The organism is Lysinibacillus sp. S1, from assembly GCF_044986265.1.
GTDB classification, from domain to species: Bacteria; Bacillota; Bacilli; order Bacillales_A; family Planococcaceae; genus Lysinibacillus; species Lysinibacillus capsici.
In genome coordinates, this window is sequence record NZ_CP173154.1 from 1,156,249 (window position 1) to 1,168,588 (window position 12,340).

A 12,340-nucleotide genomic window follows, 5' to 3' on the forward strand; every position below is an offset into this window, starting at 1 on the left:
TTATCCTCCTAATTTTATATTGGCTTCTAAGCCACTTATCAGCCCTAAGGCAATATCTGTTCCTGAGGAAGAGCCAATAGCAAGCACCTTTCTCAGAGCCTCAATGGATTCCACTTCTGTGCCATATAAAATGGCGTGTATGAATGAACAGATGGACTCCCTTACTTGTCCATATGCTGCCTTCTTCAATGTTGTAAAGCTAATCTCGTTGGTCAAAGGCTGAATCACTTTGATGACGCTTTCACACAAAGGTTTATACATAGAACACGGGCTATTTTGTAAGTGAATGATAGCAAATAAGCCTACTAAAAAATCATCCCCTGATGGTGTTAGCCCTGGCCCCAAGCCTACTAAATCAGCAGCATATGCCTGAAAACGATCCAAACGTTGATTCAATATTTCCTCATAAAGTAAAGTTGTACGCTGCTGTAATAATCTCGATGTCTCCGCTTCAAATTCACTGACGGGAGAATCATTACGTTTTATGCCGCCGCCTTTCCCATGTAAATCAATGAATTGTTTTACACGGATCATATTCATTTTTAAGCGTGTACAATTTGCTGGATAAATAGGTAGCTGACATTGCCAACGAGAGGCGGTTGGGATCGCTATTATTAATTTTTCTTCTATTAATAGTTGATTATKGCGAACCGATACCCTGTCATGTTGCTGAATGCCCAGGTGATCCAATGTATCAAGATCAATGACAAGTGTATTGGGTGCCCGATCCATTGCCTTCGTAGCAAGTGTAAAAATTTCATCATTACCATCACTCCGTATATTTAAGGCATGTTTAAACACGCTATGAACCGTTCCCGTAAACGTCGCCACTATTTGCTGCAGGAAATAATCATCACCTAATTTGGCATGTATCATATGTACACCTCTTTATGTCGTAGGAGTACTACTATTTCGCTCCTGCTTCTAGTAGAATTTTTTCAATTTCAGTAAATCCTTTTTCTTTAGCCATTGTTAATGGTGTCACACCATATTGATCCACTAATTGTGTATCTGCTCCATGTTCTACTAATAGACGAACTATTTCTTGTTGCTTTTCTCCCCCATCATTGAGGAGAATGGCTTCAATCAATGGTGTCCATCCACAAATATTTGTATGGTTGACATTGATGTCTGTAGTCGTTACAAGTTCACGAACTACCTCAACAAAGCCCTTCTCACTTGCTGGATGAATCCCTACACCGCCAAAGCGTGTTAAACGCTCTAAATCTGTGTTTGCTTGTAGCATTATTTTCACAAGCTCTAACTTTCCATTTATACATCCATACAAAAATGGGTTTAAACAAATTTGATCTTGAAGGTCAATATCTGCCCCTTCCTGAATTAAAAATTTTACTGTTTCTAATTGATCATTCATCGCAGCAAGTAAAATTGCTGTACGTTTGCGCTTATTTTGAGAATTAATATCCACACCTTGTTGTAAATAACCTTTCAGAGCGTTATTATCACCTGCTTCAGCTGCAGTTAAAAATTCTGAGACCACATTCATATCTACCAATTTCATTCCTCCATTTCTCTGACCTATTGTTCATTTCAACTAAAAAGAAATAAACCGCGAGAATGTTACTACTTTCACATTTCCGTCTTACAAGCTTTATTTTATTCTCTTATGCCGTAGATATCATTGTTTAGCAAAACCAAAAAGAATGAAGATCATTTAGGCAATATGTACAATGTTTTGTGATAAGATTATGGCGAAGGAGTGAAATCATTTGCTAACAATTAAAGATATATTAGAGATAAAGGCACTTGAAGGAATTAAAATTGTTGCTGGAGAGCAAGGAATTCACAATGAAATTGCACTTGTGAATATTATCGAAAATCCCGATGCATTTGATTGGCTGACACCGAATGAATTACTGTTAACGACTGGTTACATCTTCCAAGATGACGAAGCCTTACAAAATAAAATTATCCAAGAAATCTCTAAAATCAATTGTGCAGGCCTTGTTATTAAAATGAGACGCTATTTACAAAAGACGCCTCAAAACATGATCGATATTGCCAATCAGCATGGATTGCCGTTATTAGAGTTACCTTATAATTACACCCTTTCCAAGGTCATCTCGATTATCAATGAAAAGGCATCCGGCCGTTATGATCTATTAAATAGAAAATCTTTGGACATGCACAATACGCTATTTAAGGTGGCGCTTGAAGGAGGAGGCATCGAATCTATTTCCTCTAAGTTAGCTGAAACAATTAATAACCCGATTATTTTTTTAGATAATGACTGGAATTTACTGCATTATACAGATCTTGATACGAATCCTGTGCCCCTTGCCTATGGCATTAATTTAAAGAAGAATCGTCCAACATTTTCAAAGGATTTTATAAATACCATTCCGAATGATCTCAATGAAATGCAAAAATCCATTACACGAATCTATCAATTAGAAGATCTAGCCATAAAATGTAGAATTCTTCCTGTTGCAGTAGCCAACTATATTTATGGCTATATTGTCATTTGGCAAACTGTACGGGATCTGAATGAGTTTGATTTCATCGTTTTAGAGCAAGCCTCCACGATTGTGGCACTAGAAAGGATAAAACAGAAGGAAATTGAGGGTGTACGTCTAAAGATTAAACAAGAGTTTTTTGATGATTTATTGACTGGAAAAATCACTTCGCTTGAAACGCTACAAACACTATGCGATCTCCACGGCTTAAAGATCAACCATAAATATTATTGCATCGTCATCTCTATTAGCCATGAAAATTTGCAAAACCAGMATGATTTAATTTCTAGAAAATACGAAACCGATAATATTGCAAAAAAATGTATGAATTTAATTTATGAGCACTCTAGCACAATTAATGGGGAAATTACATGCCTTTATCGCAACAATCAAATCATTATATTAGTTGGACAGCAAGACAGCAAACAAGATTTCACGATCAATGAAACAAAGCAATACGCAGAAAACATTCTCCAATTATTAGTACAGCAACATACGCAAAGCTCTTTCTTAATGGGGATTGGCAAAGAATATAAACATATACGTTTTGTCCATAAAAGCTTTGCAGAGGCACATGAAGCTCTCCGTCTTATGCACCGCTTCGAAGAGCGTGGGGCAGTGGCTCATTATGCGGATCACTCCATTTWTCATTTTTTAGATTCGAATATTAATGAAGTGCAGCTAAAGGACTTTTTCTTAGAAAGCTTGGGTTCTGTCTTTGAGCATGATCTATTACATGGGACAAGCTATCTACTTACATTAGAAAATTACTTTATCAATCATATGAATATAAGTGAAACAGCCAAGGAAATGTTTATCCATCGCAATACGTTAATTTATCGGATTGAAAAGATTAAAGAAATTTTAAAAACCGATTTAAAAAGCTATGAGGAGCTGTTACAAATCCAGCTAGCCTTAAGAATCTATCGCTTGCTTGGTAAGTCTTTATACCACGATGAATTTGCAGACTAGTATCAAAAGGTGGTGATCGCATCACCTTTTTTGATGACCATTCATTTCATATTCAGTTCATAAACGCATGCTATAGTAAAGCCATAGAAACGAAATACATTGTTTTCAGACAATGAAGGAGGCTTATTTCTTTGCAAGAAACATCAAATGATATGTCTAAACAAAAAGATTGGCGCCGTTTTATACAGTTAGTAAAACGTGCCGAACCACCGATATGGMTACTTGTCATCGCTTTAGTGATGAGTTTAGCAACGACAGGTGTAGGGTTTATTGTTCCATTATTTACAAAACAATTAGTGGATGGCTTTTCGTTAGAATCGCTTAATTATTGGCAAATTATTGTACTAGGTATTGCCTTTATCGCACAGGCTATTGCCAGTGGATTATCCATCTATTATTTAAATCGAGTTGGACATCATGTTGTGGCAAAATTACGTGACCAGCTATGGAGAAAGCTGTTGCATTTACCAATCCCTTATTATGATGAACATGATACTGGTGAAACATTGAGCCGTGTTACGAATGACACGGCGGTTGTGAAAGAGCTTATAACAGAGCATTTAGCAAACTGTTTATCTGGCGTTATCTCCATAATAGGTTCTATTATCATTCTTCTATTTTTAGATTGGAAAATGACATTAGTCATGCTGATTGCCGTACCACTGGCTATGGTGATCTTAATGTTGTTAGGGCGACGCATGTTTGTGATTTCAAAAGGAATGCAAGATGAAACAGCAAAATTTACGTCTGTATTAAATCAAGTTTTACCTGAAACGCGCCTAGTCAAGGCTTCAAATGCTGAGCAAATTGAATATGAGCGTGGAAAAAAGGGCATTACGAATCTCTTTACATTTGGCTTAAAAGAAGCAAAAATTCATGCACTGATTTCCCCGCTGATTTCATTCGTTCTGATGTCTGTGCTTGTAGCTATTATTGGCTATGGTGGTGTCCGTGTTTCCTCTGGAGAGCTGACGGCTGGCGATATGGTGGCATTTATTTTATATTTAATCCAAATCATTATGCCAATGACGCAATTAACGATGTTCTTTACCCAGCTCCAAAAAGCCATGGGTGCTACAGAACGAATTAGTGCAYTGCTTGAATACGAGGAAGAACATATTGAAGAAGGCTTAACAGTAGAAAAAATAGATCAACCCATTTATCTTAAAAATGTTGATTTTTCTTATGGTGAGGAGCCCATTTTATCCGATATTAACTTCACAATTGAGCCAGGCAAAGTAACAGCCATCGTTGGACCAAGTGGTGGCGGTAAAACAACTACATTTTCACTGCTAGAACGATATTATCAGCCAACGAACGGCAGTATCACACTAGGAGATACACCAATCGAAACTTTTTCACTCCACTCTTGGCGCAGTCAAATCGGCTATGTAGCGCAGGAAAGTGCCCTGCTCTCAGGTACGATTCGAGAAAACATTTGCTATGGTMTWGACCGTGAAGTGYAAGATGATGAGCTAGAAAAAGTGTCTAAAATGGCCTATGCAGATCAATTTATTAACGAGCTTCCAGACAAGTTCGATACTGAAGTTGGAGAACGAGGCATCAAGCTTTCAGGAGGACAACGTCAGCGTATCTCTATCGCAAGAGCGCTCTTACGTAATCCGCAAATATTAATGCTGGATGAGGCAACATCAAGCTTAGATAGTAATTCAGAAATTTATGTACAAAAAGCATTAGACAACTTAATGCAAGGACGCACAACACTAGTCATTGCGCACCGTTTATCGACAGTGGTAGATGCCGATCAAATATTGTTTATTGAGAAAGGGCATATTACAGGCTGTGGTACACACGAAACACTCTTTGAAACACATGCTATGTATCGTGAGTTTGCCATGCAGCAATTACGCATTAAAGACGTAGAATAAAGGGGTTTGTTGAGATGACAAAACTATTAGTCGTGGATGATGATGCACATATTCGCGAATTGGTAAAAGTGTTTCTGCAAAACGAGGGCTTAGAAGTAATAGAGGCTATCGATGGTGTCGATGCACTGTCTAAATTAGACACTGAGAAAGTCGATATGGTCGTGATGGATATTATGATGCCCAACATGGATGGCTGGGCATTATGTGAGGAWATACGTTCATTTAATACAGATCTACCAATCCTTATGCTAACAGCTAAAGGAGAAACCTCTCAAAAAATCAAGGGCTTTCATTTAGGGACAGATGATTATCTTGTGAAGCCATTCGAGCCTGCCGAGCTAATCGTACGTGTTAAGTCTATTTTAAAAAGATATCGTATCTCCCTTTCTCAAGTTGTAGAGGCTGGTCATGTCAAATTAAATCGCCATACACATGAAGTGGAAATGAACGGCGAGACGATTCTCCTTCGTTTGAAGGAGTTCGAGCTATTATTTACACTTGCAAGCTATGTTGGCAAAACCTTTTCCCGTGAACAGTTGATCGAAGAAATCTGGGGCTACGACTATGAGGGAGATGAACGAACAGTTGATGTCCATATCAAAAGAATACGAGAACGCTTTCCACAGGAGACGAGTGGCTTTGTCATTCGCACCATTCGTGGTCTTGGTTACCGCTTGGAACTAGGCACATGAGAAAACGAAGATTCTTGTTAAGATTAGCGATGGTCTTTTGCCTGTTTCTGATTGCAAACACCGTTTTCGCTTTTATTTCCTATCATGTAACTTCATGGCTGTATGGACGGTTAGGAACTGAGCCTCATGGATTTTGGCTACAACTAGCAACAGTGATTGGGGTGTTTGCACTCTTTGCCTGTTCAGCTGCCATTATCTTTTTAATCGGACTAAATCGACAACGTAACTATTGGGATACGATTGTAGATGCATTAAGCCGTATGGCAAAAGGTGATTTTGATGTTCAGCTGGATTTGAGAGCAGATGAGGAGGATCAATTTGGGCAATTGATTCATGGTATTAATCATATGGCTGTTGAGTTAGGTGAACTGGAAAGAATGCGTCAGGAGTTCATTTCCAATGTCTCCCATGAAATTCAATCACCTTTAACATCTATTAATGGCTTTGCCAAGGCTTTGAAAAATATTAACCTACCTGAAGAAAAACGTCAGCATTATCTAGCTATAATTGAATTAGAAAGTAATCGTCTATCAAAAATTAGCGACAATTTACTCAAGCTAACTTCCTTAGAATCGCAGCATCATCCATTTGAGCCTATAACTTATCGACTCGATAAACAACTACGCAATGTTGTGCTGGCACTAGAACCGAATTGGTTAGCCAAACAGATTGACTTTGATCTCGATCTTGATAACCTGAGCATCACTGCAGATGAGGATTTGATGAATCAAGTCTGGATGAATTTACTGACAAACAGTATTAAGTTTACACCTACCAATGGAACCATCTCATTATCTATGAAAAAGCAGTTCGACACGATAACCGTTCGGGTTCAAGATACTGGCATAGGCTTAACCGAAGAACAACAAAAGCATATTTTCGAAAGGTTTTATAAGGCCGATCAATCGCGAACTGCTGGAAATGGCGGTAGCGGATTAGGGCTAGCCATTGTCAAAAAAATAATTGAGATGCATCATGGAACCATTGCTGTAGAAAGCCAAATAGCAGAATATACAAGATTTTTGATTACTGTCCCCATCGACAGTACGGCAACTCATGCAAACGACTAACCCCGTCTGCATGAGTTGTTTTTTCTAGTATGCTACTTTACTAAAGTATCGATATACTTTATTTAGTTTTTGCTGTTGCTTCCCCTTTTTACTTTCCATATTACCAAACTCAAAAAACTTCACTTTTTTCATTCCAACAAATTTAAACAACGCCCTTTTCATTAAAATTTTATGTGCATTGTTTAACCATAAAAATGGATAATTGGTTGGCCCCTTCATCGTGGACACACAGACTACAGACTTCCCTTTTAAAAGACCCTCTGGAAATAAACCCTTTGTATCTCGATAAGCAAAATTTGCTGCAAATAATTGGTCGATATATCCTAACAGCATGGCTGGCGGTCTCCCCCACCAGATCGGATAAACAAATACAATTTGATCTGCCCAAGAGAGCTGTTGGCGGTATTTTTCCATTTTCGGATCCCGATACATATCACGACGTCGTTTATGTTCATGGAAAATTAAGCGTGGATCGAACTCTTCTTCATATAAATCTAGTATCTGAATCTCCTCGATGGTAGGATTCTCTCGACACCCCTTTATCACTTCTTGTAAAAAAGCATAATTTAAACTTTTATGGTTGGGATATGTATAAACAATTAACGTTTTCATTGTGCGCCTCCTCGTTACTTATCATTTGATAACAAAATAATAATTCATTTCATTTTAGTTGTCAAATGATAATTGTTTTAGGACAAGTTATTTGTTATCTTGACAGTAAGAGGTGATCCCATTGAATAAAAGCGCTTTATTTCATCAGTTTGTAGCATTTACAGCCACAATCCATCAAGTGACACATGATCTCACACAAAATGTTAACACTGCGAATATTACACCGCTACAATATAAAATTCTTGAATATATTAAAGTAAGCCAACCTGTCACACCAACAGAAATCAGTGAATGTCAGCATATGTCCCTACCCAACACAAGCCGTGAACTTCGGAAATTGCTGGAACGGCAGCTAATCGAAAAATTTAACGACACAGCCGACCGCAGAAAGCAGTATGTCCGTTTATCCAAAGAGGGTGAAAAAATGATGGAGGAGGCATTTGCCTGTATCGAAGAACGCTTTTTACAGCTTATTCAACACGCAACACAGGATGATCTAAAGGACATCCAACATGCTCTAACCATTTTAGAGGAAAAGGTTTTACAGCAAAACGGCTAAGACCATGCTGCTTTTCGGGTGTGGTGATCGCTACTATTGGAGAAGCTGGAGGCGAGATCTTTTTTGACTGAAATTGCTCTTGCTTTAGTTTGAAGTGATCATTTTTTTCACAACCGATCTTTTCTTTGCTCGAAGTGATCATTTTTTGTTCAAAACCGCTCTTTCTTTGGTTTAAAGTGCTCGCTTCTGATTCAAAGCTGCTCTTTTATTGGCTTGAAACACTCTCTTTTCATGCAAAGCCGCTCTTTCCTTGGTTCGAAGCGCTCTCTTTTACTTCAAATTGCTCATCTCCTTGCTCGGAGTGATCACTTCTAAACCAAAACTGCTCATTCTTCTTTATGGAATTATTCATCTTACACGCAAAAAGGTTAGCCATAATTTGACTTGAATCATTAAAAATCTTTAGTGTCACGCACCACAGATTCGTAACCACTTTGTCTTTTCTTTAATAGTATAAAGGTGAGTAGAAGGAGGAGTCTCAAGTGGAAGTAGTGTTTGATCGGGAGTGGATTGAAGAACAGTTTGATACACTTCCATTATGGCAACGGTCAGCCTATACAGATTTTGCTGCCACGATTGCGGATGAAGCAAATACGTTTCCGTGTATACCAGCAAGAATGGGCTTTTTATCAAACCATTTGCGCTATAGTTTTGTCGGGGATCCACGGGAAGAGCAATCGATTAAAATGTTAGCACAATGCTTAAAGGACTATACGAAAGCATCACGAACTTTCGGGAAGTATACAACTCTTACTGTGTTCTTTCATACCCCTCACGATATGCAAGATAGCTTTGAGGTAGCAGATTATCAGCAGTTATTTTGGTCCATATTAAATAATTTAACCAATTTGGATGAGATGAATTGGCCTGAAGGAATACCAATGGAGCCTACTCACCATGAATGGGAGTTTTGCTTTCATGGTGAACCCTATTTTATCTCTTGTGCAACACCAGCCCATAAATTGCGAAAGAGTCGTCATTTTTCCACTTTATTAATGGCCATTCAACCCCGTTGGATATTCGATGATATAAACGACACCACAGCCTTTGGGCGAAAAATCAAAAAGCTCATTCGTCAGCGGATTGCAGACTACGACACAGTTCCAGGACATCCAGATTTAAAATGGTATGGGCAAGAAGATAGTTATGAATGGAAGCAGTACTTCTTAAGTGATGATAACCATAGTCCATCCAAATGTCCTTTTTTAAGGATGTMTCAGGAAAACGGTTCATTACGTAAKGTTTTTTTGCCTTTTCACAACAATCCAGGTCGCCACACTGATTAAGACTATAAAGAGCAGGCTCACATAAAAACCGAGTCTGCTTGTTTTTTCACCTAAAGTTCCAGATACCGTCACAGCAATGAGCAACATCCCCATAGCATTCTTTACATGCCCCCACTTAGTTAACTCCATGAGCTTCCAGTAGGTTACTAAAATAAAAAGCCAATTATAGATCAACATTAAACCCGCCGCTGTAATCAAATATTCGAAGATTTTTTCTGGCATCAAAAAACCAATTACAATCGTAATTACTAGCCCACTCGTTAAAAATAAAAAGGCTGGAAAAGGAACTTTCATTTTTCCTTTCTTTGCAAGGACTGCCGGTGCATCATGATCCTCTGCAAGTGTAGTGAGAATGGTGATCACCGCGTAAAGCGAGGCCACCATCGTTGAAAAACCAGCAATGATTAGCACACCATTAAAGATATCTGCCACAAAAGGGATATGGTGTCCTTGAAGCGCTGTAATAAAGGGACTTTCATCAATCGAAAAGTCTTTCCACGAAACGAGTACTAATGCAAGGGCGATGGCCATGATAAAAATAACGGTAATCACGATCAGCATAATTCTCCCCGCTTTTGGCGCCTCTTTTGGATTTTTCAAATCGATGACCATTAAACCCATCACTTCAATTCCTCCGTAGGCATAAAAGGCATAAAGTAATCCGAGCCAAATACCTTTTAGTCCTTGTGAAAAAAATGCTTCATAATTAGCTTGAAGTGAAGCCATTGTAGTAGATGGTGTACCTCYCATGATGATAACCACTGCAACAATAATGAACATAATGATGGCAGCTGCMTTTAAGGCACCGAAGATATTTTGGAAATTTTCAAAGCCCTTCATGCCTGTGAGAATAACGACTAAACCAATAGCAGCATAAATCGAAGCAGCAATCCACAGGGGCAGTGCCGGAAACCAAAATTTCGTAAAAATGCCGAGCGCCATCAGCTGGCTTCCCATGATTAATAGCTCAGAAATCAAGTACACCCAGCCATTGCTAAATCCTGCCCAGCGTCCAAAGGCTTGCTTGGCATAGGTACGAAAAGAGCCTTTATCTGGATTTTCCACAGACATTTTAACAAGTGCATCATACACGATATACGTACAAATGGCCGCTAATAAAAAAGGAATTAATACCGCAGGCCCACTTTTATGAATGGCCATACTTGTCCCAAGAAAAAAGCCCGTGCCCAAAGTACAACCGATTCCAAGAAGCGAAAGCTGCCACCAGGCCATACTTCCTTTAGCTGATTTTGAAGTCATTGTTCTCAACCCTTCGTTACGTTCTTACCAATGGCAATGTCATACATCGAATGCCACCACCGCCTTTTTCAAGCTCCGTGACATCAACTTCAAGCAAGTTTTTATTCTTCAGCAGTGGATGCGCTAATAATTGTTGTTGTGTTGCCTGCTTGCTTATCAACAGTGTTTCTGGATTCAGGTTAATAAAGTTGATGTCTGGAATGGTCTTATACGAGTTCAGCCAGTAAACATCCAAACCATGACGCTTTAAAAATGACTCTACCATATCAAAACGACTGCTTTGAGCTGTTAACACCTGAATAGGAAAATGGCGTACAAAGCTTTTAGCAACAACCAGMTTCGCATTTACAACATTACAATTCATATCTAAATGCAGCGTATCATTGCTTTTCGGTAAATCAATTATGGCAATTTCAGAAAACCCCTCTTGAAAAATGCCTTCCTTTAAGCTTTCGATAGCTTCTATCGAAGTTCTCATTCCAAGATTAATAAGTACAGCAKCTTTATTTAAAATTAACAAATCTCCACATTCGAAGGAATGAAGCGGCTGCAAATTAGCTTTCCATTGTTGTGGAAACCATTTTTCTAATAGTGAATGTGCAAGAGGGTACTCTGGTTTTCTAAGTGAGGTTCCAGCATTTCCAAGTAAAAGCCGATTCCCAATGACACAGGCTAGGTCACGCACAAAATAACGATTGAGGAGCTGCTCACTTAATAGCTGCTGATCGTGGGCTAGTTCTCTTGCATAATCAAGTACATGTACCCCTGCGTTTTCGAATGTTGTCTTTAATGCCATGAAATTATCCATCGCCTTCTGATGGTTGACTGTATCACTCCAACCAACCTGCTCTGCTATTGTTAAATCCGTTACATCTACGAGTGAAGGTGCACAAAGCATCACTACTTTCAGTTCTCCATGTTCTGACCAACAATTTAGTTGAAATGAATCCATTCAAGTTTTCTCTCCTTCTTCACAACAATCTCTGTTAGCGTTACCATTGACTTTCAGATTATACAAAGACCATAATTAAGAAGAATTTACCAATTAAAACTATTTAGAGAAAGGGGTGTCATTATGGAATACTATAAATTTTTAAGACAGTATGTAGGACACCAACCAATTATTTTACCTGGTTCGGTGGTTCTCATTCTTAATACTGAAAACGAAATATTATTACAAAAAAGATATGATGGCGGTTGGGGGCTCCCTGGAGGCTTAATGGAATTAGGCGAGAGCTTAGAGGATACTGCCAAAAGAGAGGTACAAGAAGAGACAGGACTAGCCATCACAGATTTACAGTTACTAGGTGTTTTTTCTGGTCCGGATTGTTACCTTAAAGTTTCGAATGGGGACGAATTATACGCCGTTACAGCAGTCTTCTATACAAGAAATGTGCTTGGTAATTTAGTGATTGATTACAATGAATCAGAGACAATGCAATATTTCTCTCTTTACCATTKACCAAACGATTTAAAAGATCGTCGATATATTGAACCTTATATCGCACAATTAATTTAGAGAG

General features: G+C 38.5%; 12 protein-coding genes. 7 read left to right on the forward strand and 5 right to left on the reverse strand.

Translation table 11 applies throughout. The features are described 5' to 3' along the window. Nucleotides 1-876: a DUF2877 domain-containing protein gene (locus tag ACHZEU_RS06135; RefSeq protein ID WP_404804205.1), complete on the reverse strand. Its 876-nt coding sequence runs from the start codon at nt 874-876 to the stop codon at nt 1-3. A 31-nt stretch (nt 877-907) separates the two neighbouring features. After that, nucleotides 908-1,516: an ankyrin repeat domain-containing protein gene (locus ACHZEU_RS06140; protein WP_081011059.1), complete on the reverse strand. Its 609-nt coding sequence runs from the start codon at nt 1,514-1,516 to the stop codon at nt 908-910. Nucleotides 1,517-1,730: 214 nt separating this feature from the next. Between ACHZEU_RS06140 and ACHZEU_RS06145 the strand changes: the two genes are divergently transcribed. The 4 genes from ACHZEU_RS06145 to ACHZEU_RS06160 all read left to right on the forward strand — a co-directional run bounded on the left by ACHZEU_RS06145 (nt 1,731) and on the right by ACHZEU_RS06160 (nt 7,100). After that, complete coding sequence (locus ACHZEU_RS06145) at nt 1,731-3,449, forward strand: PucR family transcriptional regulator (protein ID WP_404804206.1); 1,719 nt, start codon at nt 1,731-1,733, stop codon at nt 3,447-3,449. A 131-nt stretch (nt 3,450-3,580) separates the two neighbouring features. Next, nucleotides 3,581-5,338, forward strand: a complete 1,758-nt coding sequence (locus ACHZEU_RS06150) for an ABC transporter ATP-binding protein (RefSeq protein ID WP_404804207.1) — start codon at nt 3,581-3,583, stop codon at nt 5,336-5,338. Nucleotides 5,339-5,352: 14 nt separating this feature from the next. Then, complete coding sequence (locus ACHZEU_RS06155) at nt 5,353-6,030, forward strand: response regulator transcription factor (RefSeq protein ID WP_404804208.1); 678 nt, start codon at nt 5,353-5,355, stop codon at nt 6,028-6,030. Continuing rightward, complete coding sequence (locus ACHZEU_RS06160; RefSeq protein WP_259950083.1) at nt 6,027-7,100, forward strand: cell wall metabolism sensor histidine kinase WalK; 1,074 nt, start codon at nt 6,027-6,029, stop codon at nt 7,098-7,100. The genes ACHZEU_RS06155 and ACHZEU_RS06160 overlap by 4 nt, the downstream gene beginning before the upstream one ends. A 24-nt stretch (nt 7,101-7,124) precedes the next feature. Here ACHZEU_RS06160 and ACHZEU_RS06165 read toward each other — a convergent pair whose 3' ends face one another. Next, nucleotides 7,125-7,712 carry an NAD(P)H-dependent oxidoreductase gene (locus ACHZEU_RS06165; RefSeq protein ID WP_054550751.1) on the reverse strand — a complete coding sequence of 196 codons (588 nt, stop codon included), beginning with the start codon at nt 7,710-7,712 and terminating at the stop codon, nt 7,125-7,127. 121 nt (nt 7,713-7,833) lie between these two features. Here ACHZEU_RS06165 and ACHZEU_RS06170 point away from each other — a divergent pair, with 121 nt between their 5' ends. Beyond that, nucleotides 7,834-8,271, forward strand: coding sequence for a MarR family winged helix-turn-helix transcriptional regulator (locus tag ACHZEU_RS06170; protein WP_115673420.1), 438 nt, complete (start codon nt 7,834-7,836; stop codon nt 8,269-8,271). A gap of 482 nt (nt 8,272-8,753) precedes the next feature. After that, nucleotides 8,754-9,557: a YqcI/YcgG family protein gene (locus ACHZEU_RS06175; protein ID WP_404804209.1), complete on the forward strand. Its 804-nt coding sequence runs from the start codon at nt 8,754-8,756 to the stop codon at nt 9,555-9,557. Here ACHZEU_RS06175 and ACHZEU_RS06180 read toward each other — a convergent pair. Beyond that, nucleotides 9,504-10,817, reverse strand: a complete 1,314-nt coding sequence (locus ACHZEU_RS06180) for an amino acid permease (RefSeq protein ID WP_404804210.1) — start codon at nt 10,815-10,817, stop codon at nt 9,504-9,506. The genes ACHZEU_RS06175 and ACHZEU_RS06180 overlap by 54 nt on opposite strands. Nucleotides 10,818-10,833: 16 nt before the next feature. Continuing rightward, nucleotides 10,834-11,769: an arginine deiminase family protein gene (locus ACHZEU_RS06185; RefSeq protein ID WP_404804211.1), complete on the reverse strand. Its 936-nt coding sequence runs from the start codon at nt 11,767-11,769 to the stop codon at nt 10,834-10,836. A gap of 123 nt (nt 11,770-11,892) precedes the next feature. On the opposite strand from ACHZEU_RS06185, the gene ACHZEU_RS06190 reads away from it, so the two are divergent. Continuing rightward, nucleotides 11,893-12,336, forward strand: coding sequence for an NUDIX hydrolase (locus ACHZEU_RS06190; protein ID WP_404804212.1), 444 nt, complete (start codon nt 11,893-11,895; stop codon nt 12,334-12,336). Nucleotides 12,337-12,340: the final 4 nt, after the last annotated feature.